Genomic DNA, 20,292 nt, shown 5'->3' on the forward strand with positions numbered 1-20,292 from the left:
GCCCGCCGGGACCTGGTCGGTCCGCTCAGTTGTGGCCGAAGCTCTTCTGCTTCTTGCGAGCAACGTCGGCCGGGCTGCCCTGGATGTGCGACACCGGCGAGTCCTGGGACTCGCTCGACGTACGCTGCCCGTGCTCGTGGGTCTGCTCGGGCTGCTGCGCGGTGCGGTTCTGGGAGCCACCCTTGCGGTTCTTGTTCTTGGCCATGGTGATCTGCCTCCTGTGGGGGATCTAGGGGCCGAATTCAGATTCACATAGGCTGACAACAGACGCATTTCGGATAATTACCGTGTGTAACAGGGTTTGTCGGAGAGCGAGGTCCCGAAACGCCACGCCGAAGATCGAGTTCGGGCCGTTAACCCCCGCGTGGTCGGGCAGACTCGAAGGAAGCCCCGAAAGCAAACCTCCCGGAAAGAGGGTGAGTCGCGTGGACCGCTGCATCGTCCTGGTGGACGCCGGGTATCTGCTGGGTGCCGCCGCCAGTCTCCTCGCCGGTGAGCCCTCCCGATCCCGGATCACCGTCGACCACGCCGCGCTGATCCAGGCGCTGCGCGACCGCGCGGAGTCCGACACCGAGCGTCCGCTGCTGCGCATCTACTGGTTCGACGGCGCCCCCGACCGCGTCCCCCAGCCGGAACACCGCCGGCTGCGCGTGATGCCCCGGGTGACCGTGCGGCTCGGCGCGCTGACCCGCAGCGACGGGCGCTGGGCGCAGAAGGGCGTGGACGCGGCCATGCACGCCGAGCTGACCGAGCTGGCCCGCAACCGCGCCTGCTCCGACGTCGTACTGGTGACCGGTGACGGGGACCTGCTGCCGGGCATGATGGCCGCGAAGGAGCACGGGGTCGCCGTGCACCTGTGGGCCGTGCAGGCCGCCGACGGCGACTACAACCAGTCCGAGGACCTGGTCGCGGAGGCCGACGAGCGGCGGGTGCTGGACCGGGCGTGGATCACCCAGGCGGTACGGGCCAAGGAGCTGACCGCGGTCTGTGCGCCACCGCCGGTGCCGCGGCCGGAGATCGCCGCGATCCTCTCGGCGCCGCTGCCCGAGTCGTCGCTGGCGGCGGCCCCCGAGCCGGGGACCGAGGACGCCGAGCGGGCGCCTGCGGCGAGCGTGGTGGAGAACGGGGCGCCGGAGCGGGTGCCGGCGCCGAAGGGGGTGCCGACACCCAAGGATCTCGCCGCGCTGCGGGCGCCGGGCGCGCAGCCGGTCCAGCATCCGGCGACCACGGCCACTCTGCGGTGGTCCTCCGACAAGGGGTGGGTGGACCGGCCGGGGGGTGCGGCGGAGTCGGCGGAGGCGGCCTCCATGCCGACGCTGGCGCAGCTGACCACCGCGGAGCAGCGGTGGGCCGACCGGGAGGAGGACATCACGACCGTCGGCGGGGATCCGTACGAGGTCGGGCAGGTGTTCGCCCGGCGGTGGATGTCGCGGCTCGGGGACCAGGCGCATCTGCAGAAGCTGTCCGGGATGTATCCGCGGATTCCGCACCGGATCGACGGGGAGCTGTTGCGGTACGCGGCGCGGTTCGGGTTGCTGGCGCACAAGGACGACCAGATCGACGAGCATGACCGGTACGCCATTCGGGCGGGGTTCTGGAGAGAGTTCGATGTGCCGGCGGGGGCCGGGGAGCATGCGTCGGCGGAGTGAGTGAGGGGGCTCGGGGGCTGACTTCGCTTGCGGGCCGGTGGGGGCTTGTCGCGCCCAGGCGGCGGAGCCGCATATTCGATGCAGCCCCGCGCCCCTTCCAGGGGCGCTGCCCTTACGGAGTCAGGAAGCGAGGCGCCCCAAAGGCGAGTAAACGGGGGCGACCCCGTAGTCTCGTCCCTTGTGAGTACGGGCGTGGGTCAGGCACTTCGGCGGCAGGGCGATGTCGTGTGCGCGGTGCGTGGGCTGACCAAGACCTACGCCGCGGTCAAAGGGCGGCGCGGTGCTCCTGCCGTGCCCGAGGTGCGGGCCACCGACGGGGTGGAGCTCGACGTCCGGCGCGGGGAGATCTTCGGGCTGCTGGGGCCGAACGGGGCCGGCAAGTCGACGCTGGTACGGCAGCTCACCGGGCTGCTGCGCCCCGACGCGGGCAGCGTCGAGATCCTCGGGCACGACATCGTGCGGCACCCGGAGCGGGCCGCGCGGATCCTCGCGTACCTCGGGCAGGAGTCCAGCGCCCTCGACGAGCTGACCGTGTCCCTCGCGGCCGAGACCACCGGGCGGCTGCGCGGCCTGGATGTGCGCCGGGCGCGGCGCGAGCGCGACGCCGTGCTGGAGGAGCTGGGCCTGACGCCGATCGCCGGGCGGGCGCTCAAGAAGCTCTCCGGAGGACAGCGGCGGCTGGCCTGTTTCGCCGCCGCGCTGGTCGGGGAGCGGCCGTTGCTCGTGCTCGACGAGCCGACGACCGGGATGGACCCCGTGGCCCGCCGGGCCGTGTGGGCCGCCGTGGACCGGCGGCGGGCCGAGCAGGGCGCCACCGTGGTGCTGGTCACCCACAACGTCATCGAGGCCGAGACGGTCCTCGACCGGGTCGCCGTCCTCGACCAGGGGCGGGTCATCGCCTGCGACACCCCCGCCGGACTCAAGGAACGGGTCGCCGGCGAGGTGCGGGTCGAGCTGGTCTGGCGTGATCACGCGCCGCTGGACGTGCCCGAGGTGGCCGTCCTGCGGGAGCGCGCCGTCGAGTCCGGCCGGCGCTGGACGCTGCGGCTGGCGCCCGAGGAGGCGCGGGCCGTCGTCGCCACGGTGACCGGCGGGGCCGCCTTCGCCGCCCTCGACGACTTCACCCTCGCCACGCCCAGCCTCGAGGACGTCTACCTGGCGCTCGGCGGTGCCGCACGGCAGGGGCTGGTGAAGGCGTGAGGGCGAACGTGAGGGTGAACACGACGGCGGCCGGGCGCGTACGGAAAGACGCGGCAGCGGTACGGGCCGTAGGTGCCGCACGGAAAGGGAGCAGCGCGACGTGAGTGTCGTACCCGCGGAGGTTCTGCCGGGCGGTGCCCTGGCCGTGGAGGAGACGGCGCCGGGCGGTCCGGCGGCCGAGCTGGGTCCGCGTGCGCGGCTGTGGCCGTCGCTGGCGGCCGTCTACCGGGCGCAGCTGTCCCGGGCCCGGGTGGCCCGGATCCCGCTGCTGTTCGTCGCGACCTTCCAGTCCGTCGGCATCATGATCATGATGCGCGGGGTGGTGGACTCGCGGAGCGAGGCCCAGTCCGTGGTGGCGGGCTCGTCGGTGGTCGTGGTCGCCTTCGTGGCGCTGAACCTGCTGGCGCAGTACTTCGGGCAGCTGCGGGCGAGCGGCGGGCTCGACCACTACGCCACGCTGCCCGTGCCGCCGGCCTCGGTGGTGCTCGGGGCGGCCGCGGCGTACGCCTCCTTCACCGTGCCGGGAACGCTGGTGACGGCCGTCTTCGGATGTGTGCTGTTCGGACTGCCGCTCGGGAACCTGTGGATCCTCGTCGCGGTGATCCCGCTCGCCGGGGCAGCCCTTGCGGGGCTCGGCGCGGCCTGTGGACTGCTCGCACCGCGTCCCGAACTCGCCACCCTGCTCGGGCAGCTGGGCATGTCGGCGGCGCTGCTGCTCGGCGTGCTGCCGCCGGACCGGATGCCGGGGATCATCCGGTTCGCGCGTGACCTGCTGCCTTCGACGTACGGCGTCGAGGCCTACGCCCGGACCTTCGGGGCGCGGCCCGACTGGGCCGTCGTCCTCGCTGACCTGGGCGTGTGCGCGGGGGTGGGCGTCGTCTCGCTGGCCGTCGCCACCTGGGCGTACCGCAAGGCCGCCGTCCGGTGACGCGTCCCACAGGCCGACCTGGCACGATGGCATTGTGACCGCACCGTTGACGCCGCCTCCGCCGCCGCACGACCAGTCCTCGCACCAGGCCTGGGAGGCGTCGCCGCCTGCCTGGGCGGCCGGAGCAGAGTACGGACAGGACGGTCCCGGTATGAAGACCGAGCTGCGGGAAGGTGCCGTGATCGCTGTCGCGGTGGCGGTGAGCGGGGTGCTGCTCGGGCTGCTGTGGCTGTGGCTGGCGCCGCACGTGCCGCTGGTGGGGGACCGGTCCGGCAAGAGCTGGGCGGTCTACCTCAAGGACAGCGAGGGGGAGCAGGCGGCCGGGGTGGACGGGACGTTCACGCTGCTGGCGCTGGCCTTCGGGGCTGTGAGCGCGGTCGTGGTGTTTCTGTGGCGGCGGCGTGGGGGTGTGCCGCTGGTGGTGGCGCTGGGGGTCGGTGGACTGCTGGCGTCGGTGCTGGCCTGGCGGGTCGGTGTCTGGCTGGGGCCGGAGCAGGATGTGATAGCCCATGCGAGAGCCGTGGGTAAGGGGGTGACGTTCTCTGCGCCGCTGAAGCTCGGGGCGAAGGGGGCGTTGCTGGCGTGGTCGTTGTCGGCGTTGGTGGTGCATCTGGGGCTGATGGCGCTGTTCGGTCCGCGGGACCCGGAACCGCCGTACGAGGACGGACCGTACGCGGCTCCGCCGGCGTAGGTTTTTCCGCCCCCGCCGCCCCTACCCGTCCCGTCCTCCAGGGGGTGGGCCCCCTTCGACCGCCCGTTCCGGGGGCTGCCGCCCCCGCACCCCCGCATCGGCCTGAACGACCTCGTCCTCAAACGCCGGACGGGCTGAGACGCGGTGCGGACCGTCTTTCGTCCTCAGACGCCCGACGGGCTGGAGGGCAGGGGATAAGCCCCGTTCCGCGACTGGAAAGCAGAGGCGGCGGCAGAAGAGTCAGGGGCGCGGGGAGCTGCGCGAGCGGCCCGGGACGGTCTGCAGTCGGCCTGAGGCCTGGCGTGGTCGAGCGGATGCCGTCAGGGGCGCGGGGAACTGCGCGAGCTGCCCGGGACGGTCTGTGGTCGGCCTGAGGCCTGGCGTGGATGAGCGGACGCCGTCAGGGGTGCGGGGAGCTGCGCGAGCGGCGCGGGGCGGTCTGTGGTCGGCCTGAGGTCTGGCGTGGTCGAGCGGATGCCGTCGCGGGTGCGGGGAGCTGCGCGAGCGGCGCGGGGCGGTCTGTGGTCGGCCTGAGGTCTGGCGTGGGCGAGCGGATGCCGTCGGGGGCGCGGGGAGCTGCGCGAGCGGCGCGGGGCGGTCTGTGGTCGGCCTGAGGTCTGGCGTGGGCGAGCGGATGCCGTCAGGGGCGCGGGGAACCGGGCGGTGGCAGGTCGCCCGCGCCTCCGACTGTTCTCTATGCCGGACGGCGACCGTGGTTCGAGCGGCCCTTCTTCAGGCGCCACTTCCTTTTCCGTGTCTTCTTCGACATGTCTTCCGTACTTAACCCACCACGGAGTCTTCGTCGAGAGGTCACGCACGACCGATGGGGGCCAGGGTCGCGTTCGTGAGGGTCGCCAGGGCGGTCGGGGCGAGTTCCACCTCCAGGCCCCGGCGGCCCGCCGAGACGCAGATCGTGGGGTGGGCCGATGCGGAGGCGTCCAGGACCGTGGGGAGTTTCTTGCGCTGGCCGAGCGGGGAGATGCCGCCGCGGACGTAGCCCGTCGTGCGCTCGGCCAGGGCCGGGTCCGCCATCGCCGCGCGTTTGCCGCCGACCGCCGTGGCCAGGGCCTTGAGGTCCAGGCTGCCGGCCACCGGGACGACCGCGACCGTGAGCGCGCCGTCGACGTCCGCGACCAGGGTCTTGAAGACACGGTCGGGGGACACGCCCATCGCCTCCGCCGCCTCCTCGCCGTAGGACGGGTGGGCGGGGTCGTGGTCGTAGGAGTGGACCGTGAAGTCCACGCCCGCCGTGGTCAGGGCCACCGTCGCCGGGGTGCCGCCGCCCCCGGGCTGATGCTTCTTCGGCTTCTTCGGCATGTCAGAAAACCTTGGCTCAGTTCAGACTCGTCGGCGCCCGCGTCAGCTCCGCCGCGGGCAGTGACGGCAGGTTACGGATGATCGCCGTCTCCGAGCGAAGGAGTTTCAGTTCGTCGCGGAGGCGGGAGGCGGTGTCGGGGGCCTGGAGCAGCCGCTGCTTGGTGGGGGTGTCGTGCATCATCGCGGCGGCGACCAGGTAGGAGACGACGGACGGCTCGTCGGGGAGGTCGACGCCGGTGGAGAGCGAGCGCTCCCGTGCGCCCGCCAGGCGCTTCTGGTACTGCCGGAAGGCCCGCAGCACGCCCTCGGCCAGCGCGCCGGCCTCGTCGCCCGGTTCCTCCGGCAGCTCCTCCAGCTCCGCCGTCAGGAACGGGCCCGACGTGTCGACGGAGAGCAGGCGCACCCGGTTCGTCCCGGTGGCCAGCACCTCGAACGTGCCGTTCGCCCGCTCCCGGATCGTCGCCGCGTCCGCCACGCAGCCCACCCGGTGGAAGGACTTGAGGGGGTCGGGCCCGAAGCCGGCCGCCGGGCCCCGGTCCGGTTGCGCCGTCGGGTCCGGCATGCCCGGCGCGCTCGGTGCCACCTCGTGGCCGTCGCGGATCGCCACGACGGCGAACCGGCGCGGTTCTTCCTCGGGCGTCTTCAGCAGGTCGCGCATCATGGCGCGGTAGCGCTCCTCGAAGACGTTCAGCGGCAGCACCAGCCCCGGGAACAGCACCGAGTTCAGCGGGAAGAGAGGGAGACGGACGGTGGTCACGGCGCCACAGCCTAGTGGTCATCGGCGGGAACATGTCCGCCGTGCTCGGTCCGTGGGCGCCCCGCGGCCCTCGGCGAGGGGATCAGTACGGCCTCGGGGAGCGGTTCAGTGCCGGCCAGCAGGTGGGCGCGCAGGCGTACGAAATGGCCCAGCGGGTCCTCGGAGAGCCGGTCCCAGGGGAAGGACGTGACGTACGGGCCGATCAGCTGCAGTTGGCCGCGGGCGGCCTCCCAGCGTTCCAGGCGGACCAGCAGGTACATCAGCTTGTTGCGGATCTCGGCCGGCCAGGTGTCGGCCGCCGGGAACCGCGCGGACAGGGCGATCGCCCGGTCGGCCGCCGCGTCCAGACGGGCACGCGGCACCTCGGGCCCGCAGCCGTCGGTGAGGTAGGCGAAGGCCGCGCGGGCCGGCAGGGCCTGGACGAGCGACTCCGGCGGGGCGTCCTGCGCGGCCAGGTCGGCGAAGTCGAAGCACTCGTGGTGCGAGCCGTGCCAGTACGTGCCCAGGTAGCGCAGCGCCGCCGCATGGCAGCCGTAGTGGTGCGGGGCGCGGCGGACCGCAGCCTCCCACAGCTCCTCGAAGTACTTGTGGCCGGCGTTCGTCCCGCGGGCGTGGTCGAGCGCGATCCGCCACGGCACCGGGTCCCGGTCGTCGCCGCGCGCGGCCGCCGTGATCAGCGGGCTGAGCGGGCGCAGGAGTTCCGCGCGGGCGGGGGAGTGCCAGGCGCGGTCCACCGCGAGCTGGGCCTGGACCAGCAGCAGGTCGGGGTCGTGCGGGTCGGCCGCGGCCCACTGGCCGAGCCACTCGGCGCGGGAGCGGGCGAAGCGGGCGAGCCGGTGCACGTACCGGTCGCGCTCCTCCCACTCGGCCGCGCTCCGGGTGCCGGCCAGCAGCGTCGCGGCCGCCTCGTACTCGCCCCGGCCGGCCGTGACCAGCGCGGGGGCGAGCCGTTCGTCGGGCGCGTCGAGGAACACCTCGTCGTCGCCCGGGAGCGGTCCGGCGGCGAGAGGCGAGACGTTCGTTGTCCTCCGTGCGGAACGGAAGAGCGTGCGCAGCGAAGCCATGGCGTTGACCATTGAAAGTCCGCAGGTCGGGGCAGCGCCAGACGGTATGGCCAACTCCACGAAAGTTGTACGGCCGCCGGTCAAAGGCGAGTAAAAGCTGACTGTTGCTCACCTGTTCGGTACCTGCCGGAAAATGCGGGCGACGCGGCCCAGGTGCCTCTGTGGCACCGGTCGTCACCCTCGCCTCAGCAGCCTCGTCGCCCCCGCCGCCACGGTCGTCGCCAGGATCCAGCCCAGCAGGATCATCACCGCCGCCGCCCACTGCCAGCCGCCGGTGAGCCGCCACTGGCCCACCTGCCCCAGGTCGATCACCGGCAGCAGCAGGTCCAGGACGAACAGCGCCGGATCCCAGGCCGGGTGGCCGCCCGAGTTCATCGGCGGATGCGGGGCGTGCGCGAACGCGAGCGTGCCCGCCGCCCACAGCACCGCCATCCACACCGCCGCCCGGCCCGGCCGGTAGCCGTAGGCCACCGTCAGGTCCTGCGCGTACCCCCAGAGCTTGGCCGCCGGCGGCAGCGTCTCGCGGCGCCGCCGCTGCTTGGCGAGCAGCACCTCGCGGGCGTCCTCGTCCTCACCCGCGGCCCGCAGCACGGTGGCCAGGCGTTCGTACGGCTCCGGGTTGTACTCGGCGGTCGCCGCCGCCACCCAGTCCAGGCGCCGGGTCAGCGGGAACGGCCCCTGCGGCACCAGGTTCTCGTAGCCGAAGCCGCCCATGTGCAGCCGCCCGGGCCCCGGCCAGCTGGTCGCCCGGTCCACCAGGTTGACGACCCGGGCGCCGGACAGCATCACCCGCCCGCGCTGCGGCTCCTCCCCGAGGAACCGCAGCTCCGGCACCTGCACCCGGCGCAGCGACAGCTCCTGGTCGTCCGTGAAGGTCAGCCGCGCCCGCTCCAGGTCCACCGCGTCCCCGAACCGCCCGTCGTCCAGCCGGATCCCGCCCTGGCACTCGAACCGCTGGATCCGCGTCCCGCGCGCCGGGGTCGTCCCGCTCTGCCAGGGGCCGCCCACCCCGGCCGGGGTCAGGTACAGGGTCCGGCCGACGGTCAGCTGCGGCGCGTTCAGCGCGAACCGCCCGTCGGGGTTGCGCAGCCGCGCCCCGCGCAGACTCAGCGAGACGCCCACCTTGGCGCTGCGCAGGCTCAGCTCCCCGTGCGTCTCCAGGAGCTCCGCCTGGAGGTCCTGGCCGACGGTCATGCCGTCCGCCGCGATCGACCGCCCGCTGCGGTCCCGGTAGACCACCGCCTGGTTCAGCAGCAGATCGGTGCCGATGTGCGCGTCGGTCAGCCGGACCCCGCCGAGGAAGCGGCAGCGCGGCAGATGCAGGTCACCCTCCGTGTGCAGCCGGGCCGCCTCCAGGCGTGGCGCCGCGCAGTCCACGAACCGCGCGGTCGTGAAGTGCGCCTCCGGCAGCAGGATCTCGTCGTCGAACCGGCAGCCGCGCAGCTCCATGTACGGCAGGACCGTGCCGCCCGCCAGGTCCAGCGCGCCGGTGATCCGGACGCCTGCCAGCTTCAGCGAGGACACCCGGCCGGCGAGCGCCGGGGGCCCGTCGAGCAGCAGCCAGCACACGATCCGCGCCCGCACGGTCCGCTCGGGCCCCCACGGATGGCCGCCGTGCGGGTCGTCCACGTGCGGGTCGCCGCTGCTCAGGTCGTACACGCTGCCGTTGCGGAACGCCTGCCACATACCGGCCTCGGCCGCGGTCAGATCGTCCGGCAGGTCCCCGTCCCGGACGCCGTCCCCCTCGGTCACGGCTTTTCCTTCTTCCTCAACTACTCGTGAGTCATGTTCGGTACAACCGGTGATGCCCGGTGCGTGAGATCCCGAACACAAGACGTGAACATGATCTTCCGGGTTCCGGCCAGGCTATGTACCGGCCGCTGCCCCGCGTGCTGTATCAGCCACGGACGGGCGGACGGTGCAGCCATCGGCTCACGTTCTGTATCAGCCATTGATACGCGCGGACGGGCCCCGAGTGCCGTCTGAGAGAATTGATTCCGTGATCTCCCGAATCGATCTGCGCGGCGACGCCCTTCCCGAGGGCCCCGCCCTGCGCGACCTGCTGCCCCGAGCCGACTTCGACGTTCAGGCCGCCCTGGAGAAGGTGCGTCCGATCTGCGAGGCCGTGCATCATCGGGGCGACGCGGCGCTGATCGACTTCGCCGAGAAGTTCGACGGGGTCACGCTGGAGCAGGTCCGGGTCCCGGCCGAGGCCCTGGCCAAGGCGCTGGACGAGCTCGACCCGGCCGTGCGCGCGGCCCTGGAGGAGTCCATCCGGCGCGCCCGCCTCGTCCACCGCGAGCAGCGTCGTACGACCCACACGACCCAGGTCGTGCCGGGCGGGTCCGTGACCGAGAAGTGGGTGCCCGTGGAGCGGGTCGGGCTGTACGCGCCCGGCGGCCGGTCGGTCTACCCCTCGTCCGTGGTCATGAACGTGGTGCCCGCCCAGGAGGCCGGCGTCGAGTCCATCGCGCTCGCCTCCCCGGCGCAGGCCGAGTTCGGCGGCCTGCCGCACCCGACCATCCTCGCTGCCTGCGCCCTGCTCGGCGTCGACGAGGTGTACGCGGCCGGCGGCGCCACCGCCGTCGCGATGTTCGCGTACGGCACCGAGTCCTGCCCGCCCGCCAACATGGTCACCGGCCCCGGCAACATCTGGGTGGCCGCCGCCAAGCGTTACTTCACCGGCAGGATCGGCATCGACGCCGAGGCCGGCCCGACCGAGATCGCGGTGCTCGCGGACGCCACCGCCGACCCGGTGCACGTCGCCGCCGACCTGATCAGCCAGGCCGAGCACGACCCGCTCGCGGCGGCGGTGCTGGTCACCGACTCCGTGGAGCTCGCGGACGCGGTCGAGAAGGAGCTGGAGCCGCAGGTCGCGGCGACCAGGCACGTCGAGGACCGGATCGTCCCCGCCCTGCAGGGCCGGCAGTCCGCGATCGTCCTGGTGGACGGCGTCGAGGAAGGACTCAGGGTCGTCGACGCGTACGGCGCCGAACACCTGGAGATCCAGACGGCCGACGCCGCCGCCGTGGCCGACCGGGTGCGGAACGCGGGTGCGATCTTCATCGGGCCCTGGGCGCCGGTCTCCCTCGGCGACTACGCCGCCGGCTCCAACCACGTGCTGCCCACCGGCGGCTGCGCCTGCCACTCCTCGGGACTCTCCGTCCAGTCCTTCCTGCGCGGCATCCACGTCGTCGACTACTCGCAGGACGCGCTGGCCGAGGTCGCGCACCACGTGGTCACGCTGGCGGAGGCGGAGGACCTGCCCGCGCACGGCGCGGCGATCAAGGCGAGGTTCGGATGGAAGGTACCGGCGAGCAAGTGAGCTTCGGCATCGACGATCTCCCCGTTCGGGACGAGCTGCGCGGCAAGTCCCCCTACGGCGCGCCCCAGTTGGACGTCCCCGTACGGCTGAACACCAACGAGAACCCCTACCCGCTGCCCGAGCCGCTGGTCGAGCGGATCACCGAGCGGGTGCGCGAGGCCGCCCGGGACCTGAACCGCTACCCCGACCGGGACGCCGTCCAGCTCCGCACCGAGCTGGCCAGGTACCTGACGAAGACCGGCAACCACCCGCTCTCCATCGAGAACGTGTGGGCGGCCAACGGCTCCAACGAGGTCATCCAGCAGCTGCTGCAGACCTTCGGCGGACCCGGTCGTACGGCGATCGGCTTCGAGCCGTCGTACTCGATGCACTCGCTCATCGCGCGCGGCACCGGCACCCGCTGGATCTCCGGCCCCCGCAACGAGGACTTCACCCTCGACGTCGAAGCGGCCTCGGCGGCCATCGCCGAGCACAAGCCGGACGTCGTCTTCATCACCACCCCCAACAACCCCACCGGCAACGCGGTACCGGCCGAGACGGTCCTCGCGCTCTACGAGGCGGCCCAGGCGGCCAGGGCCGCGACTGCCGGGGCGATCGTCGTGGTCGACGAGGCCTACATCGAGTTCAGCCACGGCGCCTCGCTGCTGCCGCTGCTCGAAGGTCGGCCGAATCTCGTCGTCTCCCGGACCATGTCGAAGGCCTTCGGTGCGGCCGGCCTGCGCCTCGGCTACCTCGCCGCGCACCCCGCGGTGGTGGACGCCGTACAGCTCGTCCGGCTGCCGTACCACCTGTCGGCGATCACCCAGGCAACCGCGCTGGCCGCCCTGGAGCACACCGACACGCTGCTGAAGTACGTCGAGCAGCTGAAGGCCGAGCGGGACCGGCTGGTCGCCGAACTGCGCGCGGCGGGCCTCGAAGTCACCGAGTCCGACGCCAACTTCGTGCAGTTCGGGCGGTTCGAGGATCCGCACGCGGTGTGGCAGCAGATCCTCGACCGGGGAGTCCTCGTCCGGGACAACGGCGTGCCCGGCTTCCTGCGGGTGTCCGCCGGAACCCCCGAAGAGAACGACGCGTTCCTCGACGCGGTACGTGAAGTCAAGAAGGAGCTGGACGCATGACCCGCGTAGGGCGCGTGGAGCGCACCACGAAGGAGACCTCGGTCCTCGTCGAGATCGACCTCGACGGCACCGGCAAGACCGACATCGCCACCGGCGTCGGCTTCTACGACCACATGCTCGACCAGCTCGGCCGGCACGGTCTGTTCGACCTCACCGTGAAGACCGACGGCGACCTGCACATCGACTCGCACCACACCATCGAGGACACCGCCCTCGCCCTCGGCGCCGCCTTCAAGCAGGCGCTCGGCGACAAGGTGGGCATCTACCGGTTCGGCAACTGCACGGTCCCGCTGGACGAGTCCCTCGCCCAGGTCACGGTCGACCTGTCCGGCCGCCCGTACCTCGTGCACACGGAGCCGGAGAACATGGCACCGATGATCGGCGAGTACGACACCACCATGACCCGGCACATCCTGGAGTCCTTCGTCGCGCAGGCGCAGGTCGCCCTGCACGTGCACGTGCCGTACGGGCGCAACGCGCACCACATCGTGGAGTGCCAGTTCAAGGCGCTGGCCCGGGCGCTGCGCTACGCCTCCGAGCGCGACCCGCGCGCGGCCGGGATCCTCCCCTCGACGAAGGGCGCGCTGTAAGCGATGAACAGCCTCTCGACCATACTGATCGTCGTCGGCCTCTTCCTGGTCGGCGGGATCATCTCCTTCGTCAAGCAGAAGATGCCCACCAGCCTGATCGTGCTGCTCTCGATCAGCGCCGCACTGTGCCTGGTGGCGGGTGTCATGAGGCTGGAGGTGTGGAGTTGAGCGGATCCGCGAAGAAGGTCGTCGTCTTCGACTACGGCTTCGGGAACGTCCGGTCCGCCGAGCGCGCCCTCGCCCGCACCGGGGCCGACGTCGAGATCACCCGTGACTTCGACAAGGCCATGAATGCGGACGGCCTGCTGGTGCCCGGCGTCGGCGCCTTCGCCGCCTGCATGGAGGGCCTGCGCGGGGCGCGCGGGGACTGGATCATCGACCGCCGGCTGTCCGGCGGGCGCCCGGTGATGGGCATCTGCGTCGGCATGCAGATCCTGTTCGCGCGCGGCATCGAGCACGGCGTGGAGACCGAGGGCCTCGACGAGTGGCCCGGCTCGGTCGAGCCGCTCCAGGCCGAGATCGTCCCGCACATGGGCTGGAACACCGTGGACGTGGCGCCCGGCTCCGAGCTGTTCGCCGGCCTGGACGCCGACGCGCGCTTCTACTTCGTGCACTCCTACGCCGTCCACGACTGGGCCCTGGAGACGCACAACGCGGCCATGCAGGCCCCCAGGGTGACCTGGTCGACGCACGGCAAGCCGTTCGTGGCCGCCGTGGAGAACGGCGCCCTGTGGGCCACCCAGTTCCACCCCGAGAAGTCCGGCGACGCCGGCGCCCAGCTCCTCACCAACTGGATCGGAACACTGTGAGCACGCTCGAACTCCTTCCCGCCGTCGACGTCCGCGACGGCCAGGCCGTCCGCCTCGTGCACGGCGAGTCCGGGACCGAGACCTCCTACGGCTCCCCGCTGGAGGCGGCCCTCGCCTGGCAGGGGTCGGGCGCCGAGTGGCTGCACCTGGTCGACCTGGACGCCGCGTTCGGCACCGGCGACAACCGCGCCCTGGTCGCCGAGGTCACCGGGGCCATGGACATCAAGGTCGAGCTCTCCGGCGGCATCCGCGACGACGCCACCCTCGCCGCGGCCCTCGCCACCGGCTGCACGCGCGTGAACCTCGGCACCGCCGCCCTGGAGACCCCCGAGTGGGTCGCCAAGGTCATCGCCGAGCACGGCGACAGGATCGCGGTCGGCCTGGACGTGCGCGGTACGACCCTCAGGGGCCGCGGCTGGACCCGCGACGGCGGCGACCTCTACGAGACGCTCGCCCGTCTCGACAAGGAGGGCTGTGCGCGTTACGTCGTCACCGACATCGCCAAGGACGGCACCCTCCAGGGCCCGAACCTGGAGCTTCTGAAGAACGTGTGCGCCGCGACCGACCGGCCGGTCGTGGCCTCCGGCGGCGTGTCGTCGCTGGACGACCTCCGGGCCCTCGCCGACCTGGTACCCCTCGGTGTCGAGGGCGCCATCGTCGGAAAGGCCCTGTACGCCAAGGCGTTCACCTTGGAAGAAGCACTGGAGGCAGTGTCACGATGACGTCCGATGCCGTACGGCGCGTGCAGAGCGGAAGTCCCTGGGAGGAGACCTTCGGTTTCGCCCGCGCCGTCGCGGCGGGCGACCGCGTGGTGGTGGGCGGTACGACGTCCTTCAAGGGCACCGTGCTGTACGGGGAGGGCGACCCGTACGAGCAGGCCAAGGTGGCCTTCACCACCGCCCTGGAGGCGATCGCCGAGTTCGGCCTCGGGCCGGAGTCGGTGATCCGCACCCGCCTGTTCCTCGCGCACGCGCGCGACATGGACGCGGTGGGACGCGCCCACAAGGAGGTCTTCGACCGGGTGCGCCCGGTGACCACGTTCGTCGTGGTGACCGGCTTCGTCGACCCGCGCATCCTGGTGGAAGCAGAGCTAGAGGCATACAGAGGAGCCGTGGATTCATGACCCTGGCGGTCCGAGTCATCCCCTGCCTGGACGTGGACAACGGCCGGGTCGTCAAGGGCGTCAACTTCCAGAACCTGCGCGACGCGGGCGACCCGGTCGAGATGGCCAAGGTGTACGACGCGGAGGGCGCCGACGAGCTGACCTTCCTGGACATCACCGCGTCCTCCGGCAACCGGGAGACCACGTACGACGTGGTGCGCCGCACGGCCGAGCAGGTCTTCATCCCGCTGACGGTCGGCGGCGGTGTCCGCACCGCCGAGGACGTCGACAAGCTGCTCCGCGCCGGCGCCGACAAGGTGGGCGTCAACACGGCGGCCATCGCCCGCCCGGACCTGATCCGGGAGATCGCGGAACGCTTCGGCCGCCAGGTCCTGGTCCTCTCGGTGGACGCCCGCCGCACCGAGTCGGGATCCTTCGAGGTCACCACCCACGGCGGCCGCCGCGGCACCGGCATCGACGCCGTCGAGTGGGCCCACCGGGCCGCCGAGCTGGGTGCGGGCGAGATCCTGCTCAACTCGATGGACGCGGACGGCACCAAGGACGGCTACGACCTGGAGATGATCGCCGCCGTCCGCAAACACGTCACGGTCCCGGTGATCGCCTCCGGTGGCGCGGGCGCCCTCGCCCACTTCCCCCCGGCCGTCGCAGCGGGCGCGGACGCGGTGCTCGCGGCCTCCGTCTTCCACTTCGGCGACCTGCGGATCGGCGAGGTGAAGCAGACGCTGCGGGAAGCGGGACACCCGGTGCGGTGACGCTGCGCCGAGCTTCGGCCCCGGTGCCCTGGTGGGTGGCCGGGGCTTTTCACGGCCGCACGGTCTACGTCGTCAGCGCCGTCGTCTGCGGGCTCGGCGGCGTCGTCGCGCCGGCCGTGCCCGGGCTGCGCCGGGCCGAGCTGCCCCGCTGAGGGCGGTCAGCCCTTCGGCTGGGTCAGCTGGATCAGGTTGCCGACCGTGTCGTCCAGGACGGCGGCGATCGCCGGGCCCTGGTCCCGCGGTTCGTGGGGGAAGCGGACGCCCAGGGTGCGCAGGCGGTCGTACTCCGAACGGATGTCGTCCACGGAGAAGACGATGGCCGGCAGCCCCGCCTCGTAGACGGCCTTGCGGTACGGGTCCGAGAGGGGGCCCTGGCCGGGCTCCAGCAGGAGCTGGAGGTCCGGCTGGCCGCCCTGCGGGGCGCCGACCGTGACGAACAGGGTGCCGTCGCCCAGGTCCAGGCGGGTACGGGTCTCGAAGCCGAGGACGCCCGTGTAGAACGCGTGCGCCTTCGGCACGTCGTCCACGTACACGCTCGTCATCGCGACCCTGATCACCGCGGGCTCCTCAGATGCCCAGCTTCTTGGACTCGTGCAGCTTGGCGATCGCGTTCTCGTCGCCGGTCACCTCGACCTTCGCCGCGTTCTGCCGGCCGAACGCGAACATCAGCAGCTCGGAGGGCTCGCCCGTCACCGTCACCACGGGGGCGCCGCGATGGGCGACCGCCGTCTGGCCGTCCGGGCGGCGCAGCACCAGGCCCGTCGGCAGGCCGCGGCCGAGCAGCCGGGCGGTGCGCTCCAGGCGGGTCCACAGGGCTTCCTGGAAGACCGGGTCCAGCTCCCGCGGCGACCAGTCCGGCTGGGCCCGGCGGACGTCCTCGGTGTGCACGTAGAACTCGACGGTGTTGGCCGCCTCGTCCACCTGCTTGAGCTGGAACGGCGAGAACCGCGGCGGACCGGTGCGGATCAGCTGGATCAGCTCCTCGTACGGCTTCGCCGCGAACTCGGCCGTCACCTTCTCGAGCCGCGGCGCCAGCTGTTTGATCATCGTGCCCCCGGCCGCGTCCGGCCGGCGCTCGCGCACCACCACGTGCGCGGCCAGATCACGGGTCACCCAGCCCTCGCAGAGGGTCGGTGCCTCGGGACCGGCGGTCTCCAAGAGGTCGGCGAGCAGAAGCCGTTCACGCTTGGCGAAGGTCGACATACCGCCAGCCTACGACCCCACGCACCGTCCGGACAGTGGACACGGACCGTGACTGTCGGTGCCGCGCGGCACAATGGCACCCATGACCAGTACGACCGGTACGACGGGTACGCCCCCGTCCAGTGGCCTCGCCCCGGAGATCGCCGCCCGCCTCAAGCGCAGCGCCGACGGGCTCCTCCCCGCCATCGCCCAGCAGTACGACACCGGCGAGGTGCTGATGCTCGGCTGGATGGACGACGAGGCGCTGCACCGGACCCTCACCACCGGCCGCTGCACCTACTGGTCGCGCAGCCGCCAGGAGTACTGGGTCAAGGGCGACACCTCCGGCCACTTCCAGTGGGTGAAGTCGGTCGCCCTCGACTGCGACGCCGACACCGTGCTGGTCAGGGTCGACCAGGTCGGCGCCGCCTGCCACACCGGCGACCGCACCTGCTTCGACGCCGACGTGCTCCTGAAGGACGCCGAGCACGGCCATGAAGGCGCCGATTCCGGCGTACCCGCCTCCGATCAGTAAGGTCTTCCGCCATGGACCTCGAGACCTTCCGCAAGCTCGCGACCGACCGGCGCGTCATCCCGGTCACCCGCAAGCTCCTCGCCGACGGCGACACCCCGGTCGCGCTCTACCGCAAGCTCGCCGCCGAGCGCCCCGGGACCTTCCTGCTGGAATCCGCCGAGAACGGCCGCTCCTGGTCCCGGTACTCCTTCGTGGGCGTCCGCTCCGCCGCCACCCTCACCGCCCGCGACGGCCAGGCCCACTGGCTCGGCACCCCGCCCGTCGGCGTGCCCGTCGACGGCGACCCGCTGGCCGCCCTCCGCGCCACCATCGAGGCCCTGCACACCCCGCACGACCAGGACCTGCCCCCCTTCACCGGCGGCATGGTCGGCTACCTCGGCTACGACATCGTGCGCCGCCTGGAGAAGATCGGCCCGGGGGAGCGCGACGACCTCGGGCTCCCCGAGCTGACCATGCTCCTCACCAGCGACCTCGCCGTCATGGACCACTGGGAGGGCTCGGTCCTGCTGATCGCCAACGCGATCAACCACAACGACCTCGACACGGGCGTCGACGAGGCCCACGCCGACGCCGTGGCCCGCCTGGACGCCATGGAGGCGGACCTCTCCCGGCCGGTCGCCCAGCCGCCCGCGGTCCTGCCGCCCTCCGAACTCCCCGAGTACACCGCCCTGTGGGGCGGCCCCGACTTCCAGGTGGCCGTCGAGGACATCAAGGAGCGCATCCGCGCGGGCGAGGCCTTCCAGGTCGTCCCCTCCCAGCGCTTCGAAACCCCGTGCACGGCCGGCGCGCTGGACGTCTACCGGGTCCTGAGGGCCACCAACCCGTCGCCGTACATGTACCTGTTCCGCTTCGACGGATTCGACGTCGTGGGATCCAGCCCGGAGGCCCTCGTCAAGGTCGAGGACGGGCGGGCCATGGTGCACCCCATCGCGGGCACGCGGCCGCGTGGGGCCACCCCCCAGGAGGACCAGGCCCTCGCCGACGAGCTGATGGCCGACCCCAAGGAGCGCGCCGAGCACCTGATGCTCGTCGACCTCGGGCGCAACGACCTGGGGCGGGTCTGCGAGCCCGGCTCCGTCGAGGTCGTCGACTTCATGTCCGTCGAGCGGTACTCGCACGTCATGCACATCGTCTCGACGGTCACCGGAAAGGTCGCCGACGGCCGCACCGCCTTCGACGTCCTCACCGCCTGCTTCCCGGCCGGCACCCTCTCCGGCGCACCCAAGCCCCGGGCGATGCAGATCATCGACGAACTGGAGCCCTCCCGAAGGGGGCTGTACGGCGGCTGCGTCGGCTACCTCGACTTCGCCGGCGACTCCGACACCGCCATCGCCATCCGCACCGCCCTGCTCCGCGACGGCACGGCGTACGTCCAGGCCGGCGCCGGCATCGTCGCCGACTCGGACCCGGTCGCCGAGGACCAGGAGTGCCGCAACAAGGCGGCGGCGGTCCTGCGGGCGGTGCACACGGCCAACAGACTGGGCAAGTAGGGCGCTTATCACCCGACCCCGGGTCACCGTTCGCGCGGGGTTCAGGCGATAGTGGAGTACGTGACTGCTGTTCCTCACCCCTCTTCCGAAGCCGGCGAACCCGCCCGGTCCGGCCGCCGCAGCCTCGCCGTCGCGCTGCTCTTCGGCGCGCTCGGCGCGGCCGTCGCCCTGCTGTCCACCCGGCAGCGCTGGGCGGAGGGCACCGCGACGGTGGCCGGCGGCGACTTCCCGCTGACCGCCAAGGGCAGCGACGTCACGGGCGTCCCCGCGGCCCTCGCCATAGTGGGCCTCGCCGCGCTCGTCGCCGTCTTCGCCGTCCGCAAGGCCGGCCGCTTCCTGGTCTCCGGCCTCCTCGCGCTCTCCGGCGCCGGCATCGTCGCCGCGGCCCTGCTGGGCGCGTCCGACGGCTCCGCGCTCGACGAGAAGGCCGCCCAGGCCAGTGGCGACACGTCCGCCACGGTCGCCGCGCTCAGCCACACCGGCTGGCCGTACGTCGCCGCGGCCGGCGGCGCGCTCATCCTGGTCGCCGGGCTGCTGGCGCTGCGCTACGGGCGGCTGTGGCCGGCCATGTCCGGCCGCTACGAGCGCGGCACGGGGGCGGAGCGGCCGCGGCGGGCGCCGAAGCCGGTCGATCCCGACCGGCCGGAGGACATCTGGAAGGCGCTGGACCGGGGCGAGGACCCGACTGGCGCGTGAGGCTTCGCCGGGGGCGCCGTGCGGGGGCGGGTCCGCCGTCGGTCGGCTGCGGCTTCGTCGTGGCTGGTCGCGCAGTTCCCCCCGCCCCTTACGGGGCGCTGTGGTCGGCGGGGATGTCTCAGCCGATGTGGCGAATCAGACGCCACCCCAGCTCCTGGCACCCCTGTGGGTACGGGACAATGGAGGGCGAGCGTCCGGAAGGACACGTACGAGCTCGGGCCCGTACGACACGTACCAGCAACGAGGAGCAAGTCATGGCGGGCAGCAGCCACGGTCACACCCCGGCCGCCTGGACCGGCGTCATCATCGCCTTCATCGGTTTCTGCGTCGCGGGCGCCTTCATGGTGATGGCGCAGCCGGTGGGTTTCTGGGCCGGCATGGCGATCGTGCTTCTCGGTGGCGTGGTCGGCATGATCATGCGCTCCATGGGCCTCGGCCAGCCGAAGCAGAGCGGCGCCCTCGTGTACACCACCACCGCCCCGGCGGCCACCCGCGAGCCGGTCGCCGCCGAGAGCTGACCCGCACCGCTTCCCGAGGGGCGTCCCGAGAGATCGGGGCGCCCCTCGCGCGCGTGTGCCGACCGTACGGGGCACAATGCGAGGCGTGAACGCCGACAGCCACAGCGCAGCCGCTCCACCGGTGATGCCCTCCCTGCGGGGCCGGCTGGCCGTGCCCGTCTCCGTGCTGGGCGCCGTCGTCGGGGCCTTCGCCTACGTCGGCACCGTCGACCCCGACCAGCCCGGCCACTACCCGGTCTGCCCGCTCTACCGGCTCACCGGCCTGTACTGCCCCGGCTGCGGCGGCCTGCGCAGCGCGCACGCGTTCATCCACGGCGACTTCCTGGCCGCGCTGCGGGACAACGCGGCGGGCGTGCTGGCCTATGTGGCCTTCGCCGTGGTGTGGACCGTCTGGGTGGTGCGCGCCGTGCGTGGCCGGCCCGCCCGGATCGAGCTCAGGCCGGTGCAGATGTGGAGCCTGGGTGTGTTGCTGCTGGTCTTCACCGTTGTCCGGAACCTGCCCTTCGGTGGCTGGTTGCATCCTTGATCAACTGGTGAATGTCCAGGTA

Annotated in this window: 25 protein-coding genes; 18 read left to right on the top strand and 7 right to left on the bottom strand. The window is 72.5% G+C overall.

All coding sequences use genetic code 11. The annotated features are described in order from the left end of the window. Nucleotides 1-25: 25 nt before the first annotated feature. Nucleotides 26-205: a hypothetical protein gene (locus ACFY0P_RS17690; RefSeq protein WP_388913250.1), complete on the bottom strand. Its 180-nt coding sequence runs from the start codon at nucleotides 203-205 to the stop codon at nucleotides 26-28. A gap of 220 nt (nucleotides 206-425) precedes the next feature. Between ACFY0P_RS17690 and ACFY0P_RS17695 the strand changes: the two genes are divergently transcribed. From ACFY0P_RS17695 to ACFY0P_RS17710, 4 genes are all read left to right on the top strand, one after another. Continuing rightward, entirely contained in the window at nucleotides 426-1,649 is a 1,224-nt protein-coding gene (locus ACFY0P_RS17695; protein ID WP_388913253.1) for an NYN domain-containing protein, read from the top strand. 225 nt (nucleotides 1,650-1,874) lie between these two features. Next, a complete protein-coding gene (locus ACFY0P_RS17700; protein WP_388914120.1) occupies nucleotides 1,875-2,849 on the top strand; it encodes an ABC transporter ATP-binding protein in 975 nt (324 codons plus the stop codon). A 100-nt stretch (nucleotides 2,850-2,949) separates the two neighbouring features. Then, nucleotides 2,950-3,777, top strand: coding sequence for an ABC transporter permease (locus ACFY0P_RS17705; protein ID WP_388913256.1), 828 nt, complete (start codon nucleotides 2,950-2,952; stop codon nucleotides 3,775-3,777). A 34-nt stretch (nucleotides 3,778-3,811) separates the two neighbouring features. Further along, a complete protein-coding gene (locus tag ACFY0P_RS17710) occupies nucleotides 3,812-4,468 on the top strand; it encodes an AAA family ATPase (RefSeq protein WP_388913259.1) in 657 nt (218 codons plus the stop codon). An 810-nt stretch (nucleotides 4,469-5,278) separates the two neighbouring features. Here the strand turns inward: ACFY0P_RS17710 and ybaK are convergent. The 4 genes from ybaK to ACFY0P_RS17730 form a co-directional block, all read right to left on the bottom strand. Further along, a complete protein-coding gene (gene ybaK / locus ACFY0P_RS17715; RefSeq protein WP_388913262.1) occupies nucleotides 5,279-5,785 on the bottom strand; it encodes a Cys-tRNA(Pro) deacylase in 507 nt (168 codons plus the stop codon). A gap of 16 nt (nucleotides 5,786-5,801) precedes the next feature. After that, nucleotides 5,802-6,542: an LON peptidase substrate-binding domain-containing protein gene (locus tag ACFY0P_RS17720; protein ID WP_388913265.1), complete on the bottom strand. Its 741-nt coding sequence runs from the start codon at nucleotides 6,540-6,542 to the stop codon at nucleotides 5,802-5,804. An 11-nt stretch (nucleotides 6,543-6,553) separates the two neighbouring features. Continuing rightward, nucleotides 6,554-7,618: a hypothetical protein gene (locus ACFY0P_RS17725; RefSeq protein ID WP_388913268.1), complete on the bottom strand. Its 1,065-nt coding sequence runs from the start codon at nucleotides 7,616-7,618 to the stop codon at nucleotides 6,554-6,556. 162 nt (nucleotides 7,619-7,780) lie between these two features. Next, nucleotides 7,781-9,358, bottom strand: a complete 1,578-nt coding sequence (locus ACFY0P_RS17730) for an oxidoreductase (protein ID WP_388913271.1) — start codon at nucleotides 9,356-9,358, stop codon at nucleotides 7,781-7,783. A 247-nt stretch (nucleotides 9,359-9,605) separates the two neighbouring features. On the opposite strand from ACFY0P_RS17730, the gene hisD reads away from it, so the two are divergent. From hisD to ACFY0P_RS17775, 9 genes are read left to right on the top strand one after another with little or no spacing between them, the layout of a single operon-like run. Then, entirely contained in the window at nucleotides 9,606-10,931 is a 1,326-nt protein-coding gene (hisD, locus tag ACFY0P_RS17735; protein WP_388913274.1) for a histidinol dehydrogenase, read from the top strand. Next, nucleotides 10,928-12,049: a histidinol-phosphate transaminase gene (locus ACFY0P_RS17740; protein ID WP_388913277.1), complete on the top strand. Its 1,122-nt coding sequence runs from the start codon at nucleotides 10,928-10,930 to the stop codon at nucleotides 12,047-12,049. Before hisD ends, ACFY0P_RS17740 begins: the two co-directional genes overlap by 4 nt. Next, on the top strand, nucleotides 12,046-12,639 hold the full coding sequence (gene hisB, locus ACFY0P_RS17745; protein WP_028422551.1) for an imidazoleglycerol-phosphate dehydratase HisB: 594 nt from the start codon (nucleotides 12,046-12,048) through the stop codon (nucleotides 12,637-12,639). Before ACFY0P_RS17740 ends, hisB begins: the two co-directional genes overlap by 4 nt. 3 nt (nucleotides 12,640-12,642) lie before the next feature. Then, nucleotides 12,643-12,807: a hypothetical protein gene (locus tag ACFY0P_RS17750; RefSeq protein WP_361283681.1), complete on the top strand. Its 165-nt coding sequence runs from the start codon at nucleotides 12,643-12,645 to the stop codon at nucleotides 12,805-12,807. Continuing rightward, the gene (gene hisH / locus ACFY0P_RS17755; RefSeq protein WP_388913280.1) at nucleotides 12,798-13,448 is read left to right on the top strand and encodes an imidazole glycerol phosphate synthase subunit HisH; all 651 of its coding nucleotides are present in this window, start codon (nucleotides 12,798-12,800) and stop codon (nucleotides 13,446-13,448) included. The genes ACFY0P_RS17750 and hisH overlap by 10 nt, the downstream gene beginning before the upstream one ends. Beyond that, nucleotides 13,445-14,170, top strand: coding sequence for a bifunctional 1-(5-phosphoribosyl)-5-((5-phosphoribosylamino)methylideneamino)imidazole-4-carboxamide isomerase/phosphoribosylanthranilate isomerase PriA (gene priA, locus ACFY0P_RS17760; RefSeq protein WP_388913283.1), 726 nt, complete (start codon nucleotides 13,445-13,447; stop codon nucleotides 14,168-14,170). The genes hisH and priA overlap by 4 nt, the downstream gene beginning before the upstream one ends. Beyond that, complete coding sequence (locus ACFY0P_RS17765; RefSeq protein WP_388913286.1) at nucleotides 14,167-14,571, top strand: RidA family protein; 405 nt, start codon at nucleotides 14,167-14,169, stop codon at nucleotides 14,569-14,571. The genes priA and ACFY0P_RS17765 overlap by 4 nt, the downstream gene beginning before the upstream one ends. Further along, nucleotides 14,568-15,323, top strand: coding sequence for an imidazole glycerol phosphate synthase subunit HisF (gene hisF, locus ACFY0P_RS17770; protein WP_388913289.1), 756 nt, complete (start codon nucleotides 14,568-14,570; stop codon nucleotides 15,321-15,323). Before ACFY0P_RS17765 ends, hisF begins: the two co-directional genes overlap by 4 nt. Further along, nucleotides 15,320-15,475: a hypothetical protein gene (locus ACFY0P_RS17775; RefSeq protein ID WP_388913292.1), complete on the top strand. Its 156-nt coding sequence runs from the start codon at nucleotides 15,320-15,322 to the stop codon at nucleotides 15,473-15,475. Before hisF ends, ACFY0P_RS17775 begins: the two co-directional genes overlap by 4 nt. Nucleotides 15,476-15,481: 6 nt before the next feature. Here ACFY0P_RS17775 and ACFY0P_RS17780 read toward each other — a convergent pair whose 3' ends face one another. Both ACFY0P_RS17780 and ACFY0P_RS17785 read right to left on the bottom strand, forming a co-directional pair. Further along, on the bottom strand, nucleotides 15,482-15,880 hold the full coding sequence (locus ACFY0P_RS17780) for a VOC family protein (protein WP_388913295.1): 399 nt from the start codon (nucleotides 15,878-15,880) through the stop codon (nucleotides 15,482-15,484). Nucleotides 15,881-15,890: 10 nt separating this feature from the next. Beyond that, nucleotides 15,891-16,526, bottom strand: coding sequence for a TIGR03085 family metal-binding protein (locus ACFY0P_RS17785; protein WP_388913298.1), 636 nt, complete (start codon nucleotides 16,524-16,526; stop codon nucleotides 15,891-15,893). A 73-nt stretch (nucleotides 16,527-16,599) separates the two neighbouring features. Here ACFY0P_RS17785 and hisI point away from each other — a divergent pair, with 73 nt between their 5' ends. The 5 genes from hisI (at nucleotide 16,600) to ACFY0P_RS17810 (ending at nucleotide 20,270) form a co-directional block, all read left to right on the top strand. Further along, nucleotides 16,600-17,040 carry a phosphoribosyl-AMP cyclohydrolase gene (hisI, locus tag ACFY0P_RS17790; RefSeq protein WP_388914122.1) on the top strand — a complete coding sequence of 147 codons (441 nt, stop codon included), beginning with the start codon at nucleotides 16,600-16,602 and terminating at the stop codon, nucleotides 17,038-17,040. Between the two features lie 11 nt (nucleotides 17,041-17,051). Next, complete coding sequence (locus tag ACFY0P_RS17795; RefSeq protein ID WP_388913301.1) at nucleotides 17,052-18,530, top strand: anthranilate synthase component I; 1,479 nt, start codon at nucleotides 17,052-17,054, stop codon at nucleotides 18,528-18,530. A 51-nt stretch (nucleotides 18,531-18,581) separates the two neighbouring features. After that, nucleotides 18,582-19,226, top strand: coding sequence for a TIGR02234 family membrane protein (locus tag ACFY0P_RS17800; protein WP_388913304.1), 645 nt, complete (start codon nucleotides 18,582-18,584; stop codon nucleotides 19,224-19,226). A gap of 254 nt (nucleotides 19,227-19,480) precedes the next feature. Then, a complete protein-coding gene (locus tag ACFY0P_RS17805; RefSeq protein WP_388913307.1) occupies nucleotides 19,481-19,744 on the top strand; it encodes an HGxxPAAW family protein in 264 nt (87 codons plus the stop codon). A 76-nt stretch (nucleotides 19,745-19,820) separates the two neighbouring features. Continuing rightward, nucleotides 19,821-20,270: a DUF2752 domain-containing protein gene (locus ACFY0P_RS17810; RefSeq protein ID WP_388913309.1), complete on the top strand. Its 450-nt coding sequence runs from the start codon at nucleotides 19,821-19,823 to the stop codon at nucleotides 20,268-20,270. The last annotated feature ends 22 nt before the right edge of the window (nucleotides 20,271-20,292 follow it).

It is taken from the genome of Streptomyces sp. NPDC001714 (assembly GCF_042892755.1).
In the GTDB taxonomy this organism is placed as follows: domain Bacteria; phylum Actinomycetota; class Actinomycetes; order Streptomycetales; family Streptomycetaceae; genus Streptomyces.

What these genes read in the sequence shown, in the direction of transcription:
- ybaK (WP_388913262.1), bottom strand. Translation starts at nt 5,785, where the DNA reads ATGCCGAAGAAGCCGAAGAAGCATCAGCCCGGGGGCGGCGGCACCCCG.
- ACFY0P_RS17725 (WP_388913268.1), bottom strand. Translation starts at nt 7,618, where the DNA reads ATGGTCAACGCCATGGCTTCGCTGCGCACGCTCTTCCGTTCCGCACGG.
- hisB (WP_028422551.1), top strand. Translation starts at nt 12,046, where the DNA reads ATGACCCGCGTAGGGCGCGTGGAGCGCACCACGAAGGAGACCTCGGTC.
- ACFY0P_RS17690 (WP_388913250.1), bottom strand. Translation starts at nt 205, where the DNA reads ATGGCCAAGAACAAGAACCGCAAGGGTGGCTCCCAGAACCGCACCGCG.
- ACFY0P_RS17810 (WP_388913309.1), top strand. Translation starts at nt 19,821, where the DNA reads ATGCGAGGCGTGAACGCCGACAGCCACAGCGCAGCCGCTCCACCGGTG.
- hisF (WP_388913289.1), top strand. Translation starts at nt 14,568, where the DNA reads ATGACCCTGGCGGTCCGAGTCATCCCCTGCCTGGACGTGGACAACGGC.
- ACFY0P_RS17785 (WP_388913298.1), bottom strand. Translation starts at nt 16,526, where the DNA reads ATGTCGACCTTCGCCAAGCGTGAACGGCTTCTGCTCGCCGACCTCTTG.
- ACFY0P_RS17765 (WP_388913286.1), top strand. Translation starts at nt 14,167, where the DNA reads ATGACGTCCGATGCCGTACGGCGCGTGCAGAGCGGAAGTCCCTGGGAG.
- hisI (WP_388914122.1), top strand. Translation starts at nt 16,600, where the DNA reads ATGGCACCCATGACCAGTACGACCGGTACGACGGGTACGCCCCCGTCC.
- ACFY0P_RS17750 (WP_361283681.1), top strand. Translation starts at nt 12,643, where the DNA reads ATGAACAGCCTCTCGACCATACTGATCGTCGTCGGCCTCTTCCTGGTC.
- ACFY0P_RS17805 (WP_388913307.1), top strand. Translation starts at nt 19,481, where the DNA reads ATGGCGGGCAGCAGCCACGGTCACACCCCGGCCGCCTGGACCGGCGTC.
- ACFY0P_RS17795 (WP_388913301.1), top strand. Translation starts at nt 17,052, where the DNA reads ATGGACCTCGAGACCTTCCGCAAGCTCGCGACCGACCGGCGCGTCATC.